This is a genomic window from Streptomyces sp. NPDC029138 (assembly GCF_055564375.1).
In genome coordinates this window covers 15,610-39,082 of sequence record NZ_JBVHWM010000002.1, presented here as the reverse complement: position 1 = coordinate 39,082, position 23,473 = coordinate 15,610, and the positions used below count along the sequence as shown (strand labels likewise).

The following is a 23,473-nucleotide window of genomic DNA, read 5'->3' as shown; positions in this document are numbered from 1 at the left end:
CACCCACCGGAGGATCCCTTGCACCTGTCCCGACGAACACTTCTCGCATCGACATCGACAGCAGCCCTCCCCGCCACGCCCCGACACCGCGAGCATCTCCGCACCGGCTTCGACAGACTCGCGGCCGACGGCTACTCCCTCCTGGAAGGCCGGCGCGTCGGCATCGTCACCAATCCCACCGGCATCACCCGAGACACCGAGCACATCGTCGACGTCATGCACCGGGACCCCCGCGTCAAGCTGACGGCGGTCTTCGGCCCCGAACACGGCTTCCGGGGCACCGCACAGGCCGGCGGCTCCGAGGGCCGCTACGACGACCCCGCGACCGGCCTCCCGGTGTACGACACGTACCTGAAGAGCGGCCGGCCGCTCGCCGACGTCTTCACCACCTCCGGCGTCGACACCGTCGTCTTCGACATCCAGGACGTCGGCGCCCGCTTCTACACGTACATCTGGACCCTCTACGACTGCATGGAGGCGGCCCAGCTCGCCGGCAAGCGGTTCGTCGTGCTGGACCGCCCGAACCCGGTGACCGGGCGCGAGGCCCAGGGCCCGGTGCTGCACAAGGAGTTCGCCACCTTCGTCGGCCGGCAGCCGATCGCGCAGGCGCACGGGATGACCGTGGCGGAGCTGGCCCGCCTGTTCAACGGCGAGTTCCTGACCACACCCGTCCCGCTGGAGACCGTCCGCATGTCGGGCTGGAGACGCTCCGCCTTCTACGACGCCTCCGGCCTGCCCTGGGTGCCGCCGAGCCCCAACATGCCCACGCCGGACACCGCGTTGGTGTACTCCGGGACCTGCGTGTTCGAGGGCACCAACCTCTCCGAGGGGCGCGGCACCACCCGGCCCTTCGAACTCCTCGGCGCCGAGGGCGTCGACGGCCGCTGGGCCGCCGCCGCGAACGAGGCGGGGCTGCCGGGCGTGCGGTTCCGGGAGGCGTACTTCACGCCCACGTTCTCCAAGTTCCAGGGCAAGACCGTCGGCGGGGTGCAGATCCATGTGACCGACCGGGCCGCCTACGACCCCGTGCGCACCGGGATCGCGCTGCTGGTGACCGCCAGGAAGGTGTGGAGCGGCTTCGCCTGGCGGTCCGACAACTGGATCGACAAGCTCACCGGTTCCGCTCAGGTGCGCACGATGATCGACGCGGGCGCCGGCACGGACGAGGTGACGGGCGCCTGGCAGGAGGAGCTGGCCGCGTTCCGGCGGGTCCGGAAGGGGTATCTCCTGTACACATAGCGCACCTCCTCCGGGGACTTGGGGGCCTGGCATGGCGGATCCTGGGATGAGTGTGGCTCCGTACTGGGAGCTGACCTTCGACGCGGACGGGGACGTGGACCACCCCGAACGCGACCGGCTGCTGGCGCAGGTCACGGACCGCGGTGTCCGTGACCTGATCGTCTTCTCGCACGGCTGGAACAACGACCGCTCGGGCGCGACGGCGCTGTACCGCCGTTTCTTCGCACCGGTCCCGAAGATGGCGCCGAAGGCCCGGCTGGGGTACGTCGGTGTGATCTGGCCGTCGATGCGGTTCAGCGACGAGCCGATCCCCGACTTCCCGAGGTCCGTGGCGGCCGTGGAGGCGGAGGCGGAGCCACGCCCGGCGCTGGACAAGGAGACCCGGCGCGCCCTGGTCGACGCCTTCCCGCGCCGGACGATCGTGGTGGACCGGCTGGCGCGGATGCTGGACGAACGGCCGGACGGCACGGAGGGGCTGACCGAGTTCGGGGGCTGGGTACGGCTGCTGCTGAACGAGGACGGCCGGCAAGGGGTGGCCGACACCGACGAGGACGGCGAACCGGGCGTGTTCGACGGGGACCCGGTGACCGCGTGCGAGGAATTCGCCAAGGCTCTGGCCGCGCTCCAACCGCCCGGCGCGGCTGCCGGGTTCAGCCTGCCGAATCCGTGGGACGGCGCCAAGGAGCTGCTGCGGCAGGCGACGTACTACCGGATGAAACGGCGGGCCGGGATGGTCGGCGAGCGTGGCCTCGGGCCGCTCCTCGGACAGATGGCCGAAGCGGCGCCCGGGGTGCGGGTGCATCTGGTCGGGCACAGTTTCGGCGGGCGGCTGGTCGCGTTCGCGCTGCGCGGGCTGCCCGAGGCAGTGCACACGGTCAAGTCGGTGACCCTGCTCCAGGGCGCCTTCTCGCACTACGCGTTCGCGGCCCGGCTGCCGCACGCCCCGGACCGGTCCGGGGCGCTCAAGGACCTCCAGCGGCGCGTCGACGGCCCGCTGGTGTGCTGCTACTCGCACCTCGACGCGGCCCTGGGCACGTTCTACCCGCTGGCCTCCCGGCTCGCCGGGGACGACCGCAGCTGCGCGGGCAACGAGATCGCGGCGGTGCTGGGGCCGCGGTGGGGCGCGATGGGGCACGACGGGGTGCAGGCGGTGCCGGGCACCGCCCGCCTGGATCTGGCGGCGGCCCTCGGCGGCCGGCTGCCTTCGTCGGGGTGCGCGAACGTGGACGCGGCGGCCGTGGTGCGGCGCGGGGGCGCGCCATCCGGGGCGCACAGCGACATCGTGCACCCCGAACTGGCGCGGCTGGTGCTGGTGGCGGGCCGCGTCGTGGCGGCGGGCCGTACCGCCTGACCCGCCGCCGGTGGCACCTCAGCGGTGCGCGGTGTACTCCACGACCTGCTGGAAGGTCGGCCGGTTCTGCCAGCTGATCTTGCCGTGCTTGATGCCGCCCAGGGTGCGCTGGACGATCGAGTCGGCGCACCACTGGTCGCCCGCCGAGCACTGGTCGTCGCCCGGGTAGACCTGGGCGGCGGTCAGGCCGGCGGCCTGCTTCAGGGTGCTGATCAGGGTGTCCCGGCAGGCGGTGAGGCTGCCGCCGCCGCAGTACTTCCGGGCGAGGCCGCCCTGCACGGACTCCCCGAGCACCGCCCGGATGTCCTTGTCGACGTAGGACCACCAGCCGTACTGGAAGGAGCTGCCGGCGTGCGAGCCGGTCGGGCCGTGGCCGGCGGACGGTGCCTCGTCGGTCGGCAGGCTGTTGGTGATCGCGGTGTAGAGGTCGCTGCCGAGACCGGGCTCGAACTCGGCCTTGACCAGCAGCGGCCACCAGGCGTCAAGGATGCGGATCGCGTCGGCGTCGGCGTACTTCTTGGAACCGGCCGACGTCTCGGTGCGCTTGGCGCCCGCGGTCACCCACGCCTTGAGCTTGCTCACCGCCGCGGCGGCCGTGGAGTCGGTGACCGGTGAGGAGGTGACCACCTTGAGCAGCTTGGGCAGCACGTCCTCGGCGCGCAGATCGGCGAGGCCCGCGTCCGCCATGGCCTGCACCAGCTTGGTCCGGGTCACCCCGCCGGCCGCGACCAGCTTCTTCACCCGGTCGTCCAGCAGGTTGCCGCGGTGCACCGAGCCGTCGCCCCAGGGCGCGGTCGTGTAGTCCTTGGCCTGCTTGTTGTTCCAGGAGATGTAGTAGTCCTGGTCGACGGAGTTGGGGTGCGCGGAGGGCGTGGTGTAGTCGGCGGTGTTGGTGGCCGGGTCCCAGTCGCGCCACTCGTACGCCGGCCGCGCCCACACCGGGAACTCGGTGTCGACACCGCTCGCCCGGACGGGGTTGTCACCGCTGTTGTAGTAGGCGGTGTGCTGGGAGTCGGCGTAGAACCAGTTGAAGGTGAAGTTGATGTGCTGCGCCGCGCTCTGGAAGTCCTTCGGCCCCTTGACGTAGTCGGGGTCGTTGAGCATCTGGAAGCCGATGATCGAGTCGGCCTCGTGCAGGTAGGAGGAGCGCAGGGTGGTGTAGGCGACCTTCTTGCCGCCGACGGTCGCCCGGTACTCCACCGGACCGTACTTGGTCCGCCACACGCGCATGGTGTACGACCCCGCGGCCGTGCCGTCGGCGGTGGTCGGCTTCCAGGCGTTCTTCTGCTCGATCTTCTCCATGGCCGTGCAGGTGCCGTGGTACAGGTAGTGGTAGTCGTCCTGGCACAGCTCGACCGCGTAGGTGTCGATGATGTCCTGGCCGGAGGTGGTGGCGCTCCAGGAGTAGTCCTGGCCCCGGCCGAGTTCGACGTACATGCTCAGGCCCGCGAAGGAGGCGCCGCGGGCGCTGATGCCCGGGCCCTGGATCTCCTGGAGCATGAGCAGCTGCGGGGCGAAGTAGCCGGTCTGCGGCCCGAAGACGGCGATGGGGTGGCCGCTCGCGGTGTACTTGCCGCTGACCACGAGGGCGTTGGACATGCCGCGTTTCGCGGAGCCGAGGGCGGTCTTCGCGGCGGAGGCCGACGTGCTGGTGGCGCTCGCGGTGGCCGCGCTGCCGGTACGGTCGTGGACCAGCGGTTCCTGGGTCACCGAGCCGGTGTCGGGCAGGGCCTCGCCCTGGGCGTCGGCGGGTTTGGCGCCGTAGGGGAAGCTCTCGCCGTTGTGGACGGTGAGCACGGCCTCGGGGTCGTTGCGTTCCCGGAAGGACTCCCAGACCTCGGTGCCCTCCTCGACGCCGTACTTGGCCTGGGCGGCGAGCAGGGAGAGGGCGTTGTTGACCTCGCCGCCACCGCCGGAGCCGAACAGTGAGCCGATCACGGAGGCGAGCGCCACCATGTCGGTGACCTTGAAGTGTTCTATGGTGCCGGCGTTGGTGATCGAGTCCTTGTGGCCGGTCAGGACGTACTCGCCGGGGAAGTAACGGCCGCTGTCGGAGGCGTCGATGTAGGCGTTGACGCCGTCCAGGTACGCCTTGACGTCGGCGAGGGCCTGCTGGCCACGGGCGCCGTTGTTCGCGACCGCGTTGTCGATCTGCGCCTGGAGGTCGGCCTCGGTGTAGGGCGCGTTGCGGTAGAACTGCTGCTCGAGTCCCTGGTTGGCGGGCGCGCCCCCGGCGAAGGAGGTCAGCTGGCCACGGCCCACGTGCCGGAAGACGTCCATCAGCCACAGCCGGTCCTGGGCCGCCGCGTATCCGGCGCCGAACTCGGTGCCGTAGCGGGTGGTGCCCGTGATGTGCGGCACACCGGTCTTCTTGTCGCGGACGATGGTCACATCGCCGCGGCCGGCCGGCTTCTCCGTGGAGGCGACCTGGTCGGCGGGGACGCCGAACGAGGCGTCGTTGAAGAAGGTGTTGATCGTGGCGTCGGTCAGGCCCTTGTAGCCGGTGGCCAGGTTGGCGTACGGGCCGAGCTGGTCCTCGGCGTGCGCCGGCTGGGTGCCGAAGGCCTGGTTGAGCAGGATCTGGGCGAGCGTCGCGTTGCCGTTCTCGCCGGGCGGCAGGATGTCCGAACACTGGCCGCCGCAGTAGTCGTTGGCGGCCGTGGCGTCGGCCGCCGCCACCGCCGTCCGGGTGAGGGGGGAGAGAAGACCGGCGACGAGGACGCATACGGACGCGGTCTTCAGGAACCCGGGGAGTCGGCGGGACGTTCTCAGTCTGTCAAGGGCGGTACGTGGGGTTCGCCGTGGCATGGCAGCTCCTAGCGACAGAGGTGGCCGAACGTTACCGCCGGTATCCCCAGCTTTAAAGATGAACATGCGTCACTTTCTGGAGTCTGGAAGCAGATCCCGAGAAGAGATGGAGCCGAATCGCCTGTCGATACGTCTATTCGGCGACGTCCGTGCGACGACGCCGAAGTGACCGAAGTGCAGGTGCAGGTGTGACGGAGGTGCAGGGCGATGGCAGGTTTCCGGAGTCTGGCGAGACAGGTACGCGATCCGGGCTGTGATCTGGCGCTGCGGCGGTACTCGCTGCGCAAGTGCCTGGAGAAGTTCGCCCCTTACGGGCATCGGGCGACCTGGGACCATCTGTGCTCCCGGGCGGGGTTCGGCCCCGAGGACCGCTCCCCCGATCCGGCGCGGCTCGTGGCCGCGCTGGAGGAGCTGGAGGAGGCCCGTGACGTCTGGCTCGCCTACGAGACCGAGTTCACCGAGCGGCGCAGGAAGGAGAAGCACGACGGGCTGCGCCGGCCGGGCAGCGTGGACGACTGGCACCGGCTGACCTGGGGCGGCTTCGGGGTCGCCTGGTGCGACGACCCACGGGTGCACCCCGATGAGCCGCTGGCGGTGGTGCTGCGCCGGCTGATCGCCGCGCTGGAGCGGGAACCGGGCTCGTCGTGCCCGGTGTGCGGCGGAGAGCGCCTGGTCTGGAAGTACGGCCTGGACCACGAGCCGTCGTCCGGCCCGGTCTGCGCGGACTGCGGGATTCTGGTGCCGCGTCCGGTCCTCAGCCCGCGGGCCCTCGAGTACGCCCGCCGGGGACGCGTGCTGATGTCGGCCTGAACGGTGGTGTTCCCAGGGGGATGGTGAGGGGGGCGCGCAGGGGATGCCGCGCCCTCTGCGGTGCGGTGTGCGGCACGATCTGCTGTGTGGTGTGCGGCACCCTCCGCTGTGCGGTGTGCGGCACCATCGAGGCATGGTGCAGGTGTGTCTCAACGGGCGCCGCTCGGCCGCCGACGGTGTCGCCGTGCCGATGTCCCCGCAGGATCTGGCGCGTTCCGCCGCCGAAGCGGTGGCGGCCGGCGCCACCTCGGTCCATGTCCACCCCAGGACGCCGTGCGGCCACGACAGCCTCTCCCCGCGCGTCCTCGCTCCGGCCCTGGAGGCGATCCGGGCGCGGGTGCCGGTGCCGGTCGGCGTGACCACCGGTGCCTGGGCGGAACCGGATCCGTCCGCGCGGCTCGCCCGGGTGCGGTCCTGGTCTGTGCTGCCCGACTTCGCCTCGGTCAACTGGCATGAACCGGGCGCCGAGGAGGTCGCCGGACACCTCCTGTCGACGGGCGTGGGCGTGGAGGCGGGCATCTGGTCCGGCACCGAGGGCGCACGCCGCTTCGCGGCCTCGCCGCTCGGGCCGAGGGTGCTGCGGGTGCTGGCCGAGGTGACCGACCCGGACCCGGCGACCGCCGAGGCGTCGGCGCGGGCGCTGCTGGCCGAGCTGGGGACGGCACACGGCCGCCCGGTGCTGCTGCACGGCGAGGAGGGCGGGACCTGGCCGGTGCTCCGGCTGGCGGGCCGGCTGGGCCTCGCCACCCGGATCGGCCTGGAGGACACCCTGTTCCTGCCGGACGGCCGACGGGCCGTGTCCAACGCCCAGTTGGTGGCGGAGGCGCGGGCCCGGTACGGAGCCGGGCGAAGACGGTGTCAGTCTCCGTGAGGGCAGCGGCAGGAGCGTTGGTGCACAAGGGAGTCCGGCCCGCGGTGACTACCCGCGTGAGGCACCGCCTCGGCCCGGTCAACGCCGGTCCGTCACGGCCGCGGCGAGACGCGCCCCGAGGTCCGCGACCGCGGCGCGCAGTTCCTCCCCGCCCTCGACGCGGAAGGCGAACGGCACGCGCGCCAGCCATTCCTGCGCGTACGCGGCCGGGTTGCGCGTGCTGCCGACCAGCACGCAGCCGTCCCCCGAGGGTTCGAGCCGTCCCATGGGCGGTCGGATCCAGGGGGCGACCTCCGTCAGGGGGGCGTCGAACACCACGCGGGTGGAGAACACCCATCCCAGGCCCAGGTTCTCCTCCAGCACCGCGACCGGATCGAGGCCCTCGGGTGGTGTGAATCCGTGCGCGGTGGGCCGGACCGCGCGGACCCGGTCGACCCGGTAGGTGCGGATCGCGTCCGCGCGATGGGAGTGGCACAGCAGGTACCAGCGCCCGTAGCGGACCACGACGGACCAGGGGTCCACCTCCGCCTCCCACTCGTCACCGGCCTCGCCTCGGTAGGTGACCGACACGCGGCGCCGGGCCCCGACGGCGGCGACGAGTTCGCTGGTGATGGCCGGATCCGGGCGGACCGCGTACGGGTCCGGTGCGGCCGCCGCGTACTCCCGCAACAGGGCCGCCTGCCGGCCGACGCTCTCCGGCAGCGCCTTGACGACCTTGCCCAGGGCGGTGCCGACCAGGTCGTCGGCGTCGGCCGCGGCCGGCCTGCCGCTGAGGACCGCCATCACCAGTCCGAGGGCCTCGGACTGCGTGAAGTGCACGGGCGGCAGCCGCGTCCCGCGCCCCAGCCGGTACCCGCCGTACGGCCCCCGGGCCGACTCCACGGGGATGCCGGCCTCGCGGAGGATGCCGACGTACCGGCGCGCGGCCCGCTCCGTGACGCCCAGTCGCACGGCGAGTTCGCCGGCCGTCGTACCGGGGCGGGCCTGGAGGATCTCCAGGGCGCGCAGCGCTCGCGCGGTGGGGCTGAGATCGTTCGGCACGGGTGCAGGCTAGTCCGCTCCGCCGATCTCCCGGGTGGTCGCGGAACAAACCGGCAGTGGTTCGTCCGGAACTCCTCCTACGGTGACGTCCACGACCTGGAAGAAGGGGAACCGACCATGGACATCCTGCTCATCGGCGGCCTGTGGCTGGACGGATCGGTGTGGGGCCGCGTGGCGTCCACACTGGAGTCGCTCGGCCATCGCCCGGTGCCGCTCACCCTGCCGGGCCAGGGGGACGGCTCCTCGTCCGCCACGTTGGAGGACCAGGTGGCGGCGGTGCTCGCCGCGGTGGACGCGGCGCCGGACAAGCCCATGGTGGTGGGGCATTCGGCCGCCTGCACGCTGGCCTGGCTGGCCGCCGACCGGCGGCCGGAGCGGCTGGCCGAGGTCGCCCTCATCGGCGGCTTCCCGTTCTCGGACGGCCAGACGTACGCCGACTTCTTCGAGGTGCGCGGCGGCGTCGTGCCCTTCCCGGGCTGGGGGCCCTTCGAAGGGCCGGACATCGCCGACCTGGACGACGAGGCCAGGCGCGAGCTGGCGGCCGCCGCGATTCCCGTACCCGCGGCCGTGACCAAGGGCGTGGTGCGGCTGGCGGACGAACGGCGCTTCGACGTGCCGGTCGTGGTCGTGTGCCCGGAGTTCACGCCCGCACAGGCGCGGGAGTGGATCGGCGCCGGTGACGTCCCGGAGCTGGCCCGGGCCAAGCACGTCGACTTCGCCGACATCGACTCGGGCCACTGGCCCATGGTGACCAGGCCCGCCGAGCTGGCCCGCATCCTGGCCGCGGCGGCCGACGCGGCCTGACGGGCGCGCCTTCGGGCACGAGCACGACACGGATCGGCTTTCTCCTCCTCAGCGCCGCTCCCCCCAGCGCCGCTCCGCCCCCAGCGCCGCTCCGGCCCCCTCAGCGCCGCTCCGCCATCAGCCGCGACCCCGTCAGCCGTTCGCCGAACACGTCGTCCGGGTTGGACAGCACGCACGTCTCCATCGACAGGCAGCCGCATCCGATGCAGTCGGTGAGATGGTCGCGCAGGCGGTTCAGCTGCTGGATGCGCTCGTCCAGTTCCGAGCGCCACTTCTCGGACAGGCGCGCCCAGTCCTCCCTGGTCGGCGTCCGTTCCTCCGGCAGTTCGGCCAGGGCCTCCCGGATCGTGGCGAGCGGGATGCCCACCCGCTGGGCCGCGCGGACGAAGGCGACCCGGCGCAGCGTGTCCCGGCTGTACCGGCGCTGGTTGCCGGGGGTCCGCCGGCTGGAGATCAGTCCCTTGGACTCGTAGAAGTGCAGGGCGGACACCGCGGCACCACTGCGGGCGGACAACTGGCCGACGGTCAGCTCGTGGATCTTCTCGGGAATCTGGGGCACTCCTCAGAGATTACCCACCCGGCCGGTCCGTCCTCCGTTGACATCGACTCCTCACCCGACCATGCTAAGCAGTTGCTTAGAGACGCGAGCGAGAGGCCGGGAACATGGCAGAACCGAGGACCTTCACCTCCCCCGACGAGCTGAGGGCGGCCGTGGGCGAGCAGCTGGGCCCCACCGACTGGGTGGAGATCGACCAGAAGCGGATCGACCTGTTCGCCGAAGCGACCGGGGACCACCAGTGGATCCACGTGGACCCGGAGAAGGCCGCCGCCGGACCGTTCGGGACGACCATCGCGCACGGCTACCTCACCCTGTCCCTGCTCCCGCTGTTCGGGCCGCGGCTCATCCAGGTCGAGGGCGTGAAGATGGGCGTCAACTACGGGACGAACAAGGTCCGCTTCCCCGCCCCCGTCCCCGTCGGCTCCCGACTGCGCGCCACCGGAAAGATCACCGGTGTCGAGGACGTCACCGGCGGTGTGCAGGTGACGGTCGCGTTCACCGTGGAGCGCGAGGGCGGCGACAAGCCGGTGTGCGTGGCCGAGTCGGTGTCCCGGTACTACGTGTAGACCGGGCGGCTACCGGGCCCCGACCATGCGCAGCACGAGGTCGGCGTAGAGCGCGCCGACCTCCTCGGGGGTGCGCGGGCCGTTCACGTTGAACCAGCGGGCCACGTCGATGCACAGCGACAGCACGGCGAGCGTGGTGCCCTGCACGTCCAGCACGTCGAACTCGCCCGAGGCCACGCCGTCCTCGATGATCCCGCGCACCTCCGCGTCCACCTGACGGCGCAGCGCGACGATCTCCGCGCGGGCCTCGGGGCCGAGGGCGTCGAGTTCGTACTGCACGACCCGCGCGGTGGTGCGCCGGCCCGCGTGCCAGCGGACGAAGGAGCTGACCGCGTCGGCCAGCCGCTCGGCGGCCGTGCCCTCGCGGCCGGCCGCCGTGCGCAGGATGTCGAGGGCCTTGTCGTGGCCGATCCGGCTGATCCGGTGGAGCAGCTCTTCCTTGGTCTTGTAGTGGATGTAGAGCGCGGCCGGGCTCATGCCGGCGCGGCCCGCGATGTCACGGGTCGTCGTCGCGTGATAGCCACGCTCGGCGAAGGCCTCCACGGCCGCGACGAGCAGCCGCCGGGCCGCGTCAGGGGTGACCTCTTCCCACGGCTCCACTTCGCCGCCGGTCGTCTCCCGCGCCGTACTCATCGCTCGCTCGCCCCTCTCGGTGACAGGAGCACCACCATACCGCCGACGGTGAGCGAGCGCTTAGCGTACCCGCTCAGAGCTTTTCGAAGGGGTCGTGCTCGGCGAGCAGCTTCTCCAGGCGTGCCTGGTCGACACGGCTGACGATCTGCCCGGCCTCCTGCCGGTCCCGGATCACCTTGGCGAGGGTGAAGGCGGAGGTGACGAGGTACAGGACGGCGATCGCCAGGAAGCCGCGGACCCAGGCGCTGGCGTCGAGCCGTGCGATGCCGATGGCGGTGGCCGCCATGGCGACCGCGAAGGAGGCGACGGCCTGGCCGTAGAACGCGGCCGTGCTCTGCTGTTTGACCGGTGTGTCACTCATGGCCCCAGCATCGGCGGACGTGGCCCGTGCCACATCCGCCGGAATACTCAGAGACGCACGCGTCAGGTACTCAGAACGCGGAGACCCCGGTCAGGGAGCGGCCGATGAGCAGCTTCTGGATCTGGCTGGTGCCCTCGTAGAGGGTCATCACGCGGGCGTCGCGCAGGAGCTTGCCGGCCGGGTACTCGTCGATGTAGCCGTAGCCGCCGAAGACCTGGAGGGCGTTGTTGGCGGCGCGCACGGCCGCCTCGGAGGCGAACAGCTTGGCCTTGGAGGACTCGACGGCGAACGGCTCGCCACGGTCGATGAGGTCGGCGACCCGCCAGGTCAGCAGCCGGGCCGCGTCCACGTCGACGGCGATGTCGCTGATCAGCTCCTGCACCAGCTGGTGACGGGCGATCGGCTTGCCGAACTGCTCCCGCTCACCGGCGTACCTCACGGCCGCGTCCAGCGCGGCCTGGGCTATGCCGACGCAGCCGGCGGCCACCGACATCCGTCCCTTGGCGAGCGCGGACATGGCGACGGAGAAGCCCTTGCCCTCCGCGCCGAGCATCGCCGAGGCGGGCACGCGCACGTCCTCCAGCACGAGTTCGGCGGTGGCCTGGCCGCGCAGCCCGAGCTTGCCGTGGATGGTGCGGCGGGTCAGACCGGGGGTGTCGGTGGGCACCAGGAACGCGGACACGCCCTTGTGGCCGGGGGCGTCGGTGGAGCGGGCGAAGAGCAGGACGACGTCGGCCCAGGTGCCGTTGGTGATGAACATCTTGGTGCCGTTCACGACGTAGTCGTCGCCGTCGCGCACTGCCCGGGTGGTGAGGTTGCCCGCGTCGGAGCCGGTGCCGGGCTCGGTGAGGCCGAAGCAGCCGACGTACTCGCCGGCGGTGAGCCCCGGCAGCCAGCGCCGCTTGTGCTCCTCGCTCCCCCAGGCGGCGATCGTCTTGGCGACGAGCCCGAGGGAGACGGAGACGATCCCGCGCACCGAGGAGTCGCCGCGCCCCAGTTCCTCGGTGACCAGGCAGTAGGAGAGGTGATCGCCGCCGGAGCCGCCGTACTCCTCGGGGACGGTCAGTCCGAGGAAGCCGACCTCGCCGAGCTTCTTCACGATGCCCCGGTCGACCTCCTCGGCGCGGTCCCAGGCGACCACGTGCGGGGCGATCTCGCGCTCCACGAAGTCCCGGGCGAGCCGCCGTACGGCGGCCTGCTCCTCGCTGAGCCCCAGGTTCACCACGAGATCACCCCATAACCGATGGATCTTGAAAGCCGTACATTTAAATTAGCACTGCTAGTTTCCAGTCGCAGCCCTACTATGTGCGCCATGGCCCGACCGCGCAAGCCCCTCCTCAGCACCGACCGGATCGTCGAGACGGCCCGGGACCTCGTGGACCGGGAGGGCCTGGCGGCCGTCTCCACGCGCCGGCTCGCCGCCGAGCTGGGGGTGAGCGGGCCCTCGCTCTACAACCACTTCCGCACCAAGGACGAGATCCTGGAAGCGGTGGCCGACTCGGTGAGCGCCCAGGTCGACCTGTCGATGTTCGAGGACGGCCGGGACTGGCGGACCGCGCTGCACGACTGGGCCGTCTCCTACCGGGCCGCCCTGCGCGACCACCCGAACATCGTCCCGGTCCTCGCCCGGGGTCCCGGCCGCCGCCCCGCCGCGCTGCGCCTGGCCGACGCGGTCTACGGCGCGATGGTCGACGCGGGCTGGCCGCCGGCGCAGGCCACCTCCATCGGCGCGCTGATGCGGTACTTCATCATGGGCTCGGCGCTCGGTTCCTTCGCCGGCGGCTTCGTGGACGACGCGAGCGCGTACGACCCCGCCGACTACCCGCACCTCGGACAGGCCCATCTGCTCGCCGAGCAGCAGGAGAAGATCGACGAGCGGGCCTTCGAGGCGGGGCTCACCGCGCTGCTGGGCGGGCTGGCTCAGCAGTACGAGCAGGTACGGGTGTGAGGATGCCGCGGTCGGTGACGCTTCGGCCGCCGCCGAAGCGTCGCTGCCGCATGCTGGGGGCATGAGCACCGAGAATCCCCAGGCGGCGGGGCTGGCGGCGCTGGCCGGGCTGATCGCCGACCGGACCCGGGCCGCGTGCCTGCTGGCGCTGCTGGACGGGCGGGCGTGGACGGCCGGCGAGCTGGCCCGGCACGCCGGAGTCGCGGCCTCCACGCTGAGCGAGCACCTCGGCAAGCTGGTGGCCGGCGGGCTGCTCGCGGAGGAACGGCAGGGGCGGCACCGGTATGTGCGGCTGGCGGACGCGCGGGTGGCGCAGGTGGTCGAGGACCTCGCCGCGCAGGTGCCTCCGGCGGTGGTACGGCGCCCTCCGCGCAGCCTGCGCGAGGCGAGCGCCGGCGCCGCCATGGCCCGGGGGCGCACCTGTTACGACCATCTCGCCGGGCGGCTCGGGATCGTGCTCACCGACGCGCTGACCCGGCGGGGGCTGCTGCGGCAGGACACCGGGTTCGCGCTGACGGACGCGGGGGTGGAGTGGTTCGGTACGGCGGGTGTCCCCCTGGACCCCGGCGGCCGACGCCCACTGGCCCGCGCGTGCCTCGACTGGACGGAACGGCGACCGCATCTCGCCGGGGCGGCGGGGGCGGCGTTGTGCCGGCGGGCGCTGGAGGCGGGGTGGTGCGTGCGGGTGGGGTCGGGGCGGGCGGTGAAGGTGACTCCGTCGGGGGAGCGGGTGTTCTCCGACCTGCTCGGCATCTCGCGGGGCGACCTGCGCTGAATCGCGGCAACCGGGGAGAGTTCGGCGGTGGTGTGCCGGCTGCGGTTGCGTGGGGCCGGTCGCGCAGTTCCCCGCGCCCCTTCGGGGCGCTCGCCCTCAGAACACCACCAGCGCTCGTCCCCCCTTCCCCGCGAGCATGTTGTCGAAGGCCGTCGGGATGCCTTCCAGACCGATCCGGTCGGTGACCAGCAGCGAGAGGTCCAGGCGGCCCTCCCTGACGTGTTCGGCGAGGAGCGGGACGTCGCGGGACGGGTCGCTGTTGCCGTAGACGCAGCCGGAGAGGGTGCGGCCCCAGTGGAAGAGCTCCAGGGCGTTGAAGGTGACCTGCTGCTCCTTGCCGCCGATGCCGACGACCGTCGTACGGCCGCCCCGGCGCGTGGACTCCCAGGCCGCGCGGATGGAGACCGCGCGGCCCACGCACTCCACGGAGACGTCGACGCCCTGCTTGCCGGTGAGGGCGCGGATCTCGCGCGGGGTGTTCTCGGAGGCGAGGACGTAGTCCGTGGCGCCGGCCGCGCGGGCCAGTTCCTCCTTCTCCCGGGAGACGTCGACGGCGATGATCCGGGACGCGCCCGCGATGCGGGCCGACTGGAGCGTGGCCAGACCGACTCCGCCGACGCCGAACACGGCGACCGTCTCGCCGGATCGGACCCGCGCCGAGTGGTGCACCGCGCCGTAGCCGGTGAGCACGGCGCAGCCCAGGAGGGCCGCGTCCACGAGCGGCACCCCGTCCGGCAGCGGCAGCACACAGGACGCGGAGACCACCGTCTCCTCGGCGAACGCGGCCACGTTCAGCCCGGGATGCAGATCGGTGCCGTCGGCGGTGCGGGCGTGGACGCCGGCCGCGCCGTTCAGCGCGTTGGCGCACAGCCAGACCTCGCCCAGCGTGCAGGCATGGCAACGTCCGCAGGACGGCGCCCAGTTGAGGACGACCGGGGACCCGGGTGAGACATGGGTGACGCCCTCCCCCACGGCGATGACCGTGCCGGCGCCCTCGTGGCCGAGGACGGCCGGGACCGGCACCCGCATGGTCCCGTCGGACAGGGACAGGTCGGAGTGGCAGACGCCGGCGGCGGCGAGGCGGACCCGGACCTGTCCGGGGCCCGGGTCGGGCAGCTCGATCCCGGTGATCTCCAGCGGTGCGCCGATGGCGGGCAGGACGGCGGCTCGTACGGCCATGAGTCTCGGACTTCCTTAGAACTGGAGGGACTTGGTCTGGAGGTACTCGGCGAGTCCGTGCGTGCCGAGTTCCCGGCCGACGCCGGACTGCTTGTAACCGCCGAAGGGCGCGAGGGGGTTGAACCGGCCGCCGTTGATGTCGACCTGGCCGGTGTCCATGCGACGTGCGAAGGCCACCGCCTCGGCCTCCTCGGCGGCCCAGACGGCGCCCGCGAGGCCGTACACCGTGCCGTTGGCGATGCGCAGGGCGTCGTCCTCGTCGTCGTACCTCAGGATCGACAGGACCGGCCCGAAGATCTCCTCCTGGGCGATGGTCATGTCGGGCGTGACGTCCGCGAAGACCGTCGGGCTGACGAAGTAGCCGCGTTCGCACGGGGATTCGGGGCCTCCCGCGACCAGGCGGGCTCCCTCGGCGATGCCCTTCTCGATGTAACCGCGCACCCGGGCCTGCTGCTTGGCGCTGACGACCGGGCCGATGCGGTCGCCGTACTTGGCGGCGGCCGTCGCGGCGAGTTCGACGGCCTCGGCGTACCGGTCGCGGTGGACCAGCATGCGGGTCCAGGCGCTGCACGTCTGACCGGAGTTGGACATCACGTTGGCGACACCGACGTTGACCGCCTTGGCGAGGTCGGCGCTCGGCAGGATGACGTTGGCGGACTTGCCGCCGAGTTCCAGGGCGACCTTCTTCACGGCCGCGCCGGCCACCGCGCCGATCCGCCGGCCGACAGCCGTGGAGCCGGTGAAGGAGACCAGGTCGACGCCGGGGTGCTCGGCGAGGGCCTGTCCGGCGACCGGGCCGAGGCCGGTGACCAGGTTGAACACGCCCGCGGGCACGCCCGCCTCGTGCACCGCCTCGGCGAACAGCTGGGCGGTGAGCGGGGTGTCCTCGGCGGGCTTGAGGACGATCGCGCAGCCGGCGGCGAGGGCCGGGGCGACCTTGGCGACGATCTGGTGGAGGGGGTAGTTCCAGGGGGTGATGGCGCCGACCACGCCGATCGGCTCGTGCAGGACCGTGGAGTTGCCGACCTTCTCCTCGAAGGCGTGGTTCGCGGCCAGTTCGGCGTAGGAGCCAGCGACCGCGATCGGCACGGCCGCGTGCACGGCCTGGGAGAACGGCAGCGGCGAGCCCAGTTCCGCGGTGACCGTCTCGGCGATCTCGTCCTTGCGGGCCGCGAGCACGTCCCGGAGGGCGGCCAGGCGCGCGGCGCGTTCGGCCGGGGGCGTGGCGGCCCAGGCGGGGAGCGCGGCCCGCGCGGCGCGTACGGCGGTGTCGACGTCCAGGGCCGAACCGGCGGGCACCCGGGCGATGACCTGCTCGTCGGCGGGGTTGACGACCTCGATGTCGTCCCTGCTCTCGGCGGGGCGCCAGGCGCCGTCGATGTACAGGCCGTCGTGTGCCTTCATTGCTGTGTCCTCCCGGCGGGTCCGCGTCGTCCGGGACACAAACTAGCGATGATAGTTTTCCTGCGCCAGACATTCCTGAGCCGCGGACGTTCCGGGACGTCATCGCGAAGGGACCGGCCGGTGCGGGCACGGCGTCCGCACCGGCCGGTCCGTCGGTCACTTCGTCGCGGTCAGATGGGCGAAGACCACCACGTTGCTGGTGTATCCGGTCCGCCGGCTGAACAGGCCGCCGCAGGTGAGCACCCGCAGTTCCGGGCGCCCGGTGGGGCCGTAGACCTCCTTGTCGGGGAAGCCGGCCTTGTCGTAGACCTTCACCCGGTCGACGGAGTAGACGGCGATGCGGCCGTCCGCCCGCTTCACCTCGATGTGCCTGCCGGGCTTGACCTGGGCGAGCCCGGCGAACACGGCGGGGCCGGTCCGGGTGTCGCGGTGGCCGACGGCGACGGCGGTGCCGGCCTCGCCGGGCGTGGGGCCGCCCTGGTACCAGCCGACCAGCTGGGGTCGGTCGACGGGCGGTGTCTCCAACTCGCTGTTCCGGTCGAGGCGGAGCGGGGTGATCGGGGCGTCGACCCCCAGGGAGGGTACGCGGAAGGACGTCGGCCGGGACCGGGGCAGCGGGCGGGGCGGCGGTGCCGGAGGGGCGGAGGACGACTCGGCGCCGGCGGAGTCCGTACCGGCCGCCACGGCGTGCGGGCCGGACCCTGCCGCTCCGCCGTCCGACCCGCAGCGCGACCCCACCGTCACCAGGACGAACACCAGCAGCGCCGTCCTGGCGAGACGGTAGGCGCGGGTCCGGTACCAGGGCCTGCGGCGGTACCTACGCGGCGCCATGGGGCCGCCGGCGGATCAGCCGGATGTACACGACACCACAGACGGCGACCAGGCCCACGGCACCCGCGGCGGCCACCGGGGAGTAGGCGGCGGCCGTGTCGATCAGACCGCCGCCGCCCGCGTGCACCCCGCCCTTGGGGCCGTTCTGGTCGCCCTTCCCCCAGGACGCGTCGTTGTCGTGCTGACCGTCGGAGTTGTTGTGCTGGCCGTCGGAGATCTGCCCGCCAGGGCCGTGCTCCCCCTCGTGGCGCCCGTCCTTGCAGTTGACGCGGAAGACCTTCTCCTTCAGGGCGGCGGGGGTACCCACGATCCAGCTGATCTTGTACTGACCGTCCGCAAGGCCCAGCGGGTCGGTGTGCCCGGCACCCCCGGCGAGCTGGATGGTGCCGGCGACGGTGGCCGCGGTGGGGAGCGGGGGCTGCGGAGTGATGGTGTAGGCGATGCTGGTGAGCGTGTCGAAGTTGACGGCCTCCAGATAGAACCGGCACACCACGGGATCGTCCTTGGCCGACCCCACGAGCGACGTTCCGTGGAGGTGGCGCTCGTCGTGAATCCTGATGTCGCCGTTCTCCCCCTGGGCCACCGCGCTCGGCGCCGCCACCCATGACGCGCCCGCCGCGGCGAGGGCGGTGAGGACGACTGTGGCGCCCGCGCGGGAGCCGACGGCACGTGGGAGTGTCAGGGTGGGCATGCGCAATCCTCCGAGTTCAGACGATTTTCATACAAATCGCTCTTTCGCCTGGACTCTCCGTCATGGGCCGCGCAGCCCACGGCACCGACGCCCGACGCGCCGTCAGAGATCGCTCGTGCGGCGCAATCCCGGGCGCTTCGGCCGCTTCCCGGTCACCCGTCCGGACGACCCCTCGGGCCGGCCCGGTGAGCGCAGCGCCACTCCCGACGACACCAGCAGCAGCGCCCCGAGCATCACGAACGGCGCAGCGACCCCCGCCAGACCGGCGACCAGACCCGCGGCGGCCGGAGCGGCGACCTGGCCCAGCCGGTTGCCGGTCAGCCGCAGGGCGAGCGCGGTGGAGCGGGCCTGAGCCGGCGCCGCCTGCACCACCGTCGTCATCGACAGCGGCTGGCCCACGCCCAGGCAGAAGCCGAGGACCGTGAGCATCGCGCCGAGCGCCCACACCGGCACCGGCAGCGCCACGCCCGCGCACAGCAGGGCCGCCAGCAGACAGGTCACGGTGAGCAGCGCGGGCCGGCCGAGCAGCCGCAGCAGCGGAGTGAGGACGAGCCGGCAGGCGATGGTGGCGCCGGCCCGGAGGCTGAGCAGGACACCGATCACCGAGGGCGCGATGCCCCGGTGTTCGCCGACCACCGGGAGATACGCGGTGAGGATGTCGGTCGCGGACAGCACCGACAGGCTGATCAGCATGCCCGCGGGCACGCCCCGGGCGCGCAGGATGCCGCCGACCGGCACCCGCCCGGCGCTGCGCGCACGGGAGTTGACGGCCGCACGGTCCTCGATGCGCCACAGCGAGGTGAACGCGACCGCCGCGCCCGCCCCCGCCACGACGAGGGCGAGGGCACTGCTGCGGGCCATGTCGGGGCCGCCGATGAGGGAGCCCGCGGCGACGGGCCCGATGAGCTGCCCGAGGGAGGCGCCGATGGTGAAGTGGCCGAAGTTGCGGTCCTGTTCGTGCGGCGCGGACTGGCGGGCCACCAGCGACTGGGCGCCGATCACGAAGCAGAGGTGGCCGAGTCCCATCACCCCGCTCCACAGGGCCATCGCCCACAGCGAGCCGGCGAGCCCGCTGAGCGCGCAGCCGGCGGCGATGAGGACCACGCCGGCCGGCAGCAGGGGCGCGCAGCGGCCGTGGTCGGTGCGGCGGCCGAGCGGTACGGCGGCGAACAGCGGCAGCAGCGCGTAGACACCGGCGATGACACCGACCGCCCGTTCGTCGGCGCCCAGCGCGAGGGCCCGGTAGGAGACGGCGGGCCGGGCCATCGACACCGCCCCCTGCGCGCAGCCGAAGGCGATGACGAGGCGGAGCAGCCAGCCGCGGTTCCCACCGGGCCCCATGACGTCCTCCTGGGGGGATCAGATGATGCCGAACAGGATGCCCGCGCCGAGGACCACCAGTGAGGTGAGCGCGGCCCACTTGACCACGAACCGGGTGTGGTCGCCGAACTCCACCTTGGCCATGCCGACCAGGACGTACACGGCGGGAACGAGCGGGCTGGACATGTGCAGGGGCTGGCCGATGATCGAGGCGCGGGCGATCTCCACCGCGGAGACGCCGTGCGCCTGGCCCGCCTCGGCGAGCACCGGCAGGACACCGAAGTAGAAGCCGTCGTTGGACATGAAGTAGGTGAGCGGGATGCTCAGCACGCCGGTGACGAGGGCCATGTGCGGGCCCATGCCGTCGGGGATGTTGTCCACCAGCCACGTGGCCATGTGGTCGACCATGCCCGTGCCTTGCAGGACGCCGGTGAAGACGGCGGCGGCGAAGACCATGCCGGAGACATTGAGGACGTTCTCGGCGTGGGCGGCGATCCGGGCCTTCTGGTCCGGCATGTGCGGGAAGTTGACGGTCAGGGCGAGGGCGGCGCCGAGCAGGAACAGCACCGGGATCGGCAGCCACTCCATGATCATGGCGGTGAGCAGGACGACCGTGAGCAGCGCGTTGAACCAGTACAGCTTCGGGCGCAGGGTGGCGCGGTTCGGGTCCAGGCCCTGGAAGCTCTCGTCCTCGGGCTCGTCGGGCAGGTCCACGCCCGGGCCGGAACCGCCGCCCTTCTTCGCGTCCTTGCCGGCACCGGCGCCGACCAGGACCGTCTCGGTCTCCTCCACCAGCACCTCGTCCAGCGTGAGCACACCGAGCCGCTTGCGTTCGCGGCGGCCGAGGACGTAGGCGAGGGCGAAGACGAACAGCAGGCCCATGGCGAGGGCCGGGATCATCGGCACGAAGATGTCACTGGCGTCGAGCTTCAGCGCGGTGGCGGCGCGGGCGGTGGGGCCGCCCCACGGCAGCGTGTTCATCACGCCGTTGGCCATGGCGGCGACGCCGGTCATCACGACCAGGGACATCTTCAGGCGCTTGTACAGCGGGTACATCGCCGAGACGGTGATCATGAAGGTGGTGGAGCCGTCGCCGTCCAGCGAGACGATCGCGGCGAGGACCGCCGTACCGACCACGATCCGCAGCGGGTCGGCCTTGCAGAACTTGAGGATGCCCCGCACGACCGGGTCGAAGAGGCCGACGTCGATCATCACACCGAAGTAGACGATCGCGAACATGAGCATCGCCGCGGTGGGGGCGAGGCCGGTGATGCCGTCGATGACGTAGTCGCCGAGCTTGGCGCCCTTGCCCACGAACACGCAGAAGAGCGCGGGTATGAGCACGAGCGCCGCGATCGGCGACATCTTCTTCAGCATGATCAGGACCAGGAAGGTCGCGATCATGGCGAAGCCGAGGATGGTCAGCATGAGTGGATACCTAACGTTCGCCCTTGAACATCCCACCTGGGGGTCGGCGGTGCGATGACGTTAGGTCCGTTCAAACGGCGTTAACAAGACGTTGACGTGCGAGCAATAAGAGCGAAAGTCCAGGTCACGGCAGTGCTACGACCTCGACGGGTACGCCGTTGAGGACCGCGTTGCCCGACAGGGGGTCGAGCAGGCTGCCGTCGAGCAGCTGGTTGACGTTGACACCGGGGTCGGTGGAGGCATGGCTCAGCCGGGTGCCGGGACGGTCGTGGCCCCAGCCGTGCGGCAGGCTCACCACGCCGGGCCGGACGCCGTCGGTGACCTCGGCGGGGGCCGTCACCTCTCCCCCGGCGCCCTTGACGCGGACGTCCGCGCCGTCCCGGACGCCGAGGCGGGTCGCGTCCTCGGGGTGGATGTGCACGGTGCAGCGGTTGCTGCCGCCGGTGAGGGCGGGCACGTTGTGCATCCAGCTGTTGTTGGAGCGCAGATGGCGGCGGCCGACGAGAACGAGGCCGGCGGGCCGCTCGCGCAGGGCCGCGCGGAGCCGGGGCAGGTCACCGGCGATCGGCTCCGGCAGCAGCTCGATCTTGCCGCTGCGGGTCCTCAGCGGTTGCGGCAGGCGCGGGCGCAGCGGGCCGAGGTCGATGCCGTGCGGGTGGGCGAGCAGCTTCTCCAGGCTCAGCCCGTCGGGACGGGCGCCGAAGCCGTCGCCGTACGGGCCGAGGCGCAGCATCAGGTCGAGCCGCCGCTCGGGGCCGTTCTCACCGGTCAGCCGGGCGGCGAGGTCGCGCGGGTCGCGGCCGTGCACCGGCCCGTGCGGGTCCTGGACGGCCTTGCCGAGGGCCTGGTCGACGACCATCGCGTCGACGGCGGCGGGGTCGGCGCCGTGCATCCCCGTGGCGGCCAGGATCAGCCGGGCGAGGATCTCGCTCTCCGCCATGCGGCCGGGCTCCAGCGGGACGGCGGGGCGGGTGTAGCGGACCTGGTTGCGCACGGCCAGGGTGTTGAAGGCGAAGTCGTGGTGCGGGCTCTGGGCGGGCGGGGGCGGGGGCAGGACGACGTGGGCGTGGCGCGAGGTCTCGTTGAGGTACGGGTCGACGCTGACCATGAAGTCCAGGGAGTCCAGCGCCTTGTCGAGCCGGTCGCCGTCGGGTGCGGACAGGACGGGGTTGGCGGCGACGGCGATCAGCGCGCGGACCGGGGTGCCCTCGTCGGTCGCGGTGTCGATCTCCTCGGCGAGCGCGGCGAGCGGCAACTCGCCCTTCGCCTCGGGGTGTCCGCTCACCCGGGAGTGCCAGCGGCCGAGCGCGAAGCCGCGGCCGGGGCCCGCCGGGCGGGGTGTCTTGTCGGTGGCGGCCTGCGGGAAGAGCGCGCCGCCGGGACGGTCCAGGTTGCCGGTGAGAATGTTGAGGACGTCGACCAGCCAGCTGGCCAGGGTGCCGTGCGGGACGGTGCAACTGCCGATGCGGGCGTAGACGGCGGCGGTCGGGGCGGCGGCCAGCTCGCGGGCGAGGGTACGGATGACCCCCGCGTCCAGGTCGCAGGCGGGCGCCACGACCTCGGGGGTGAAGTCGCCCATGGCCTCCCGGAGTTGATCGAGCCCCTGGACGTGCGGGGCGAGGTGCCCGAGGTCGACCAGGTCCTCCGCGAAGAGGGTGTGGGCCATCGCGGCGAGCAGCAGGGCGTCGGTGCCGGGGCGTATCGCGAGGTGGCGGTCGGCGAGCTTCGCGGTGCGGGTGCGGCGCGGGTCCACGACGGTGAGCCGGCCGCCGCGCGCCTTGAGGGCCTTGAGCCTGCCGGGGAAGTCGGGGGCGGTGCACAGACTGCCGTTGGACTCCAGCGGGTTGGCGCCGATGAGCAGCAGATGGTCGGTGTGGTCGAGGTCCGGCACCGGAATGGCGTTGGCGTCGCCGAACAGCAGTCCGCTGGAGACGTGCTTGGGCATCTGGTCGACCGTGGAGGCGGTGAACAGGCTGCGGGTGCGCAGGGCGCCGAGCAGGACCGGCGGGTAGAGGGCGCCGGCCATGGTGTGCACGTTGGGGTTGCCGAGGACCACGCCCACGGCGTCGGGGCCGTACCGCTCCACCACCGGGCGCAGGCCCGCGGCGACCGCGTCGAAGGCCTCCTCCCAGGTGGCCTCGCGCAGGGTGCCGTTCTCCCGGACGAGCGGGGTGCGCAGCCGGTCGGGGTCGCCGTCGACGGCACCGAAGGCGGCGCCCTTGGGGCAGATGAACCCCTTGCTGAAGACGTCGTCCCCGTCACCGCGGGCACGGGTGACGCGGGTGCCCTCGACGGTGAGGGTCAGCCCGCAGGTGGCCTCGCACAGGGGGCAGATTCGCAGGGCGGTGCGGGACACGGGTCCTCCCGGAGGGATCGGCGGCGGGGTCGCCCGCGCACGAACGGGCGGACCGGCTGGGGGCGAGCATACCGACCGGTAGGCATGGAGGGGAGGCCCCACGCGAGACCGGCCGCCCGCCGGGGAGTGTTTCGGTCGAACCGTCAGCCCTCGGGGATGCTTCGGCCGGCCCACGTCAGCCGTCGGCGGACGCTTCGGTCGAACCGTCAGCCGTCGGGGATGCTTCGGTCGGTCCGCGCCAGCCGTCGGGGGACGCTTCGGCCGCCCCGCGCCAGCCTCCGGGGGCGCTTCGATCGAACCGTCAGCCCTCGGAGATGCTTCGCTCGGCCCGCGCCAACCTTCGGGGACGCTTCGGTCGAACCGTCAGCCCTCGGGGATGCTTGGCCCGGCCCGCTCCAGCCCTCGGGGGACGCTTCGGCCGCCCCGCGCCAGCCTCCGGGGGCGCTTCGATCGAACCGTCAGCCCTCGGAGATGCTTCGCTCGGCCCGCGCCAACCTT

21 protein-coding genes are annotated in these 23,473 nt (G+C 72.5%); 8 read left to right on the top strand and 13 right to left on the bottom strand.

Annotated features, from left to right (window positions below; all coding sequences use genetic code 11):
• Nucleotides 1-18 precede the first annotated feature (18 nt).
• Nucleotides 19-1,239 carry an exo-beta-N-acetylmuramidase NamZ family protein gene (locus ACZ4WH_RS02365; RefSeq protein ID WP_468175684.1) on the top strand — a complete coding sequence of 407 codons (1,221 nt, stop codon included), beginning with the start codon at nucleotides 19-21 and terminating at the stop codon, nucleotides 1,237-1,239.
• Nucleotides 1,240-1,270: 31 nt separating this feature from the next.
• Nucleotides 1,271-2,590: a serine-threonine protein kinase gene (locus ACZ4WH_RS02360; protein ID WP_468175682.1), complete on the top strand. Its 1,320-nt coding sequence runs from the start codon at nucleotides 1,271-1,273 to the stop codon at nucleotides 2,588-2,590.
• A gap of 18 nt (nucleotides 2,591-2,608) precedes the next feature.
• On the opposite strand, the gene ACZ4WH_RS02355 is transcribed toward ACZ4WH_RS02360, so the two are convergent.
• Nucleotides 2,609-5,398: a penicillin acylase family protein gene (locus ACZ4WH_RS02355; protein WP_468175679.1), complete on the bottom strand. Its 2,790-nt coding sequence runs from the start codon at nucleotides 5,396-5,398 to the stop codon at nucleotides 2,609-2,611.
• A gap of 207 nt (nucleotides 5,399-5,605) precedes the next feature.
• On the opposite strand from ACZ4WH_RS02355, the gene ACZ4WH_RS02350 reads away from it, so the two are divergent.
• A complete protein-coding gene (locus tag ACZ4WH_RS02350; RefSeq protein ID WP_468175676.1) occupies nucleotides 5,606-6,208 on the top strand; it encodes a hypothetical protein in 603 nt (200 codons plus the stop codon).
• Between the two features lie 133 nt (nucleotides 6,209-6,341).
• Nucleotides 6,342-7,079 (top strand): 3-keto-5-aminohexanoate cleavage protein, encoded by a 738-nt coding sequence (locus ACZ4WH_RS02345; protein ID WP_468175673.1) that lies wholly within the window; start codon nucleotides 6,342-6,344, stop codon nucleotides 7,077-7,079.
• Nucleotides 7,080-7,157: 78 nt separating this feature from the next.
• Here ACZ4WH_RS02345 and ACZ4WH_RS02340 read toward each other — a convergent pair whose 3' ends face one another.
• Nucleotides 7,158-8,120: a helix-turn-helix transcriptional regulator gene (locus tag ACZ4WH_RS02340; protein WP_468175670.1), complete on the bottom strand. Its 963-nt coding sequence runs from the start codon at nucleotides 8,118-8,120 to the stop codon at nucleotides 7,158-7,160.
• A 117-nt stretch (nucleotides 8,121-8,237) separates the two neighbouring features.
• Here ACZ4WH_RS02340 and ACZ4WH_RS02335 point away from each other — a divergent pair, with 117 nt between their 5' ends.
• Nucleotides 8,238-8,924, top strand: a complete 687-nt coding sequence (locus ACZ4WH_RS02335) for an alpha/beta fold hydrolase (protein ID WP_468175668.1) — start codon at nucleotides 8,238-8,240, stop codon at nucleotides 8,922-8,924.
• A gap of 100 nt (nucleotides 8,925-9,024) precedes the next feature.
• Here the strand turns inward: ACZ4WH_RS02335 and soxR are convergent, their stop codons facing one another.
• Nucleotides 9,025-9,483 carry a redox-sensitive transcriptional activator SoxR gene (soxR, locus tag ACZ4WH_RS02330; protein ID WP_030650015.1) on the bottom strand — a complete coding sequence of 153 codons (459 nt, stop codon included), beginning with the start codon at nucleotides 9,481-9,483 and terminating at the stop codon, nucleotides 9,025-9,027.
• A 104-nt stretch (nucleotides 9,484-9,587) separates the two neighbouring features.
• Here soxR and ACZ4WH_RS02325 point away from each other — a divergent pair, with 104 nt between their 5' ends.
• Nucleotides 9,588-10,049: a MaoC family dehydratase gene (locus tag ACZ4WH_RS02325; RefSeq protein WP_468175666.1), complete on the top strand. Its 462-nt coding sequence runs from the start codon at nucleotides 9,588-9,590 to the stop codon at nucleotides 10,047-10,049.
• A 9-nt stretch (nucleotides 10,050-10,058) separates the two neighbouring features.
• Here ACZ4WH_RS02325 and ACZ4WH_RS02320 read toward each other — a convergent pair whose 3' ends face one another.
• The 3 genes from ACZ4WH_RS02320 to ACZ4WH_RS02310 all read right to left on the bottom strand — a co-directional run bounded on the left by ACZ4WH_RS02320 (nucleotide 10,059) and on the right by ACZ4WH_RS02310 (nucleotide 12,265).
• Nucleotides 10,059-10,682, bottom strand: a complete 624-nt coding sequence (locus ACZ4WH_RS02320; protein WP_468175663.1) for a TetR/AcrR family transcriptional regulator — start codon at nucleotides 10,680-10,682, stop codon at nucleotides 10,059-10,061.
• Between the two features lie 73 nt (nucleotides 10,683-10,755).
• Nucleotides 10,756-11,043: a YiaA/YiaB family inner membrane protein gene (locus tag ACZ4WH_RS02315; protein ID WP_041665905.1), complete on the bottom strand. Its 288-nt coding sequence runs from the start codon at nucleotides 11,041-11,043 to the stop codon at nucleotides 10,756-10,758.
• Between the two features lie 70 nt (nucleotides 11,044-11,113).
• On the bottom strand, nucleotides 11,114-12,265 hold the full coding sequence (locus tag ACZ4WH_RS02310) for an acyl-CoA dehydrogenase family protein (RefSeq protein WP_468176312.1): 1,152 nt from the start codon (nucleotides 12,263-12,265) through the stop codon (nucleotides 11,114-11,116).
• A gap of 90 nt (nucleotides 12,266-12,355) precedes the next feature.
• Between ACZ4WH_RS02310 and ACZ4WH_RS02305 the strand changes: the two genes are divergently transcribed.
• Both ACZ4WH_RS02305 and ACZ4WH_RS02300 read left to right on the top strand, forming a co-directional pair.
• Nucleotides 12,356-12,991: a TetR/AcrR family transcriptional regulator gene (locus tag ACZ4WH_RS02305; RefSeq protein WP_468175660.1), complete on the top strand. Its 636-nt coding sequence runs from the start codon at nucleotides 12,356-12,358 to the stop codon at nucleotides 12,989-12,991.
• Between the two features lie 61 nt (nucleotides 12,992-13,052).
• The gene (locus ACZ4WH_RS02300) at nucleotides 13,053-13,766 is read left to right on the top strand and encodes an ArsR/SmtB family transcription factor (protein ID WP_468175657.1); all 714 of its coding nucleotides are present in this window, start codon (nucleotides 13,053-13,055) and stop codon (nucleotides 13,764-13,766) included.
• Between the two features lie 96 nt (nucleotides 13,767-13,862).
• Here ACZ4WH_RS02300 and ACZ4WH_RS02295 read toward each other — a convergent pair whose 3' ends face one another.
• The 7 genes from ACZ4WH_RS02295 to ACZ4WH_RS02265 form a co-directional block, all read right to left on the bottom strand.
• The gene (locus ACZ4WH_RS02295; RefSeq protein ID WP_468175654.1) at nucleotides 13,863-14,945 is read right to left on the bottom strand and encodes a Zn-dependent alcohol dehydrogenase; all 1,083 of its coding nucleotides are present in this window, start codon (nucleotides 14,943-14,945) and stop codon (nucleotides 13,863-13,865) included.
• Nucleotides 14,946-14,960: 15 nt separating this feature from the next.
• The gene (locus ACZ4WH_RS02290) at nucleotides 14,961-16,349 is read right to left on the bottom strand and encodes an aldehyde dehydrogenase family protein (RefSeq protein ID WP_468175652.1); all 1,389 of its coding nucleotides are present in this window, start codon (nucleotides 16,347-16,349) and stop codon (nucleotides 14,961-14,963) included.
• Nucleotides 16,350-16,505: 156 nt separating this feature from the next.
• Entirely contained in the window at nucleotides 16,506-17,180 is a 675-nt protein-coding gene (locus ACZ4WH_RS02285; RefSeq protein ID WP_468175649.1) for a class F sortase, read from the bottom strand.
• Nucleotides 17,167-17,871, bottom strand: coding sequence for a hypothetical protein (locus ACZ4WH_RS02280; RefSeq protein WP_468175646.1), 705 nt, complete (start codon nucleotides 17,869-17,871; stop codon nucleotides 17,167-17,169). Before ACZ4WH_RS02280 ends, ACZ4WH_RS02285 begins: the two co-directional genes overlap by 14 nt.
• Before the next feature lie 102 nt (nucleotides 17,872-17,973).
• Complete coding sequence (locus ACZ4WH_RS02275) at nucleotides 17,974-19,212, bottom strand: MFS transporter (protein WP_468175643.1); 1,239 nt, start codon at nucleotides 19,210-19,212, stop codon at nucleotides 17,974-17,976.
• A gap of 18 nt (nucleotides 19,213-19,230) precedes the next feature.
• The gene (locus ACZ4WH_RS02270) at nucleotides 19,231-20,619 is read right to left on the bottom strand and encodes a CitMHS family transporter (RefSeq protein WP_468175640.1); all 1,389 of its coding nucleotides are present in this window, start codon (nucleotides 20,617-20,619) and stop codon (nucleotides 19,231-19,233) included.
• Between the two features lie 124 nt (nucleotides 20,620-20,743).
• A complete protein-coding gene (locus ACZ4WH_RS02265; RefSeq protein ID WP_468175637.1) occupies nucleotides 20,744-22,975 on the bottom strand; it encodes a molybdopterin oxidoreductase family protein in 2,232 nt (743 codons plus the stop codon).
• Between the last annotated feature and the right edge of the window lie 498 nt (nucleotides 22,976-23,473).

Excerpts from the sequence above, each read along its gene's own strand:
- ACZ4WH_RS02360 (WP_468175682.1), top strand. The coding sequence starts at position 1,271 with ATGGCGGATCCTGGGATGAGTGTGGCTCCGTACTGGGAGCTGACCTTC.
- ACZ4WH_RS02355 (WP_468175679.1), bottom strand. The coding sequence starts at position 5,398 with ATGCCACGGCGAACCCCACGTACCGCCCTTGACAGACTGAGAACGTCC.
- ACZ4WH_RS02350 (WP_468175676.1), top strand. The coding sequence starts at position 5,606 with ATGGCAGGTTTCCGGAGTCTGGCGAGACAGGTACGCGATCCGGGCTGT.
- ACZ4WH_RS02345 (WP_468175673.1), top strand. The coding sequence starts at position 6,342 with ATGGTGCAGGTGTGTCTCAACGGGCGCCGCTCGGCCGCCGACGGTGTC.
- ACZ4WH_RS02335 (WP_468175668.1), top strand. The coding sequence starts at position 8,238 with ATGGACATCCTGCTCATCGGCGGCCTGTGGCTGGACGGATCGGTGTGG.
- ACZ4WH_RS02325 (WP_468175666.1), top strand. The coding sequence starts at position 9,588 with ATGGCAGAACCGAGGACCTTCACCTCCCCCGACGAGCTGAGGGCGGCC.
- ACZ4WH_RS02320 (WP_468175663.1), bottom strand. The coding sequence starts at position 10,682 with ATGAGTACGGCGCGGGAGACGACCGGCGGCGAAGTGGAGCCGTGGGAA.
- ACZ4WH_RS02315 (WP_041665905.1), bottom strand. The coding sequence starts at position 11,043 with ATGAGTGACACACCGGTCAAACAGCAGAGCACGGCCGCGTTCTACGGC.
- ACZ4WH_RS02305 (WP_468175660.1), top strand. The coding sequence starts at position 12,356 with ATGGCCCGACCGCGCAAGCCCCTCCTCAGCACCGACCGGATCGTCGAG.
- ACZ4WH_RS02300 (WP_468175657.1), top strand. The coding sequence starts at position 13,053 with ATGAGCACCGAGAATCCCCAGGCGGCGGGGCTGGCGGCGCTGGCCGGG.
- ACZ4WH_RS02295 (WP_468175654.1), bottom strand. The coding sequence starts at position 14,945 with ATGGCCGTACGAGCCGCCGTCCTGCCCGCCATCGGCGCACCGCTGGAG.
- ACZ4WH_RS02290 (WP_468175652.1), bottom strand. The coding sequence starts at position 16,349 with ATGAAGGCACACGACGGCCTGTACATCGACGGCGCCTGGCGCCCCGCC.
- ACZ4WH_RS02285 (WP_468175649.1), bottom strand. The coding sequence starts at position 17,180 with ATGGCGCCGCGTAGGTACCGCCGCAGGCCCTGGTACCGGACCCGCGCC.
- ACZ4WH_RS02280 (WP_468175646.1), bottom strand. The coding sequence starts at position 17,871 with ATGCCCACCCTGACACTCCCACGTGCCGTCGGCTCCCGCGCGGGCGCC.
- ACZ4WH_RS02275 (WP_468175643.1), bottom strand. The coding sequence starts at position 19,212 with ATGGGGCCCGGTGGGAACCGCGGCTGGCTGCTCCGCCTCGTCATCGCC.
- ACZ4WH_RS02270 (WP_468175640.1), bottom strand. The coding sequence starts at position 20,619 with ATGCTGACCATCCTCGGCTTCGCCATGATCGCGACCTTCCTGGTCCTG.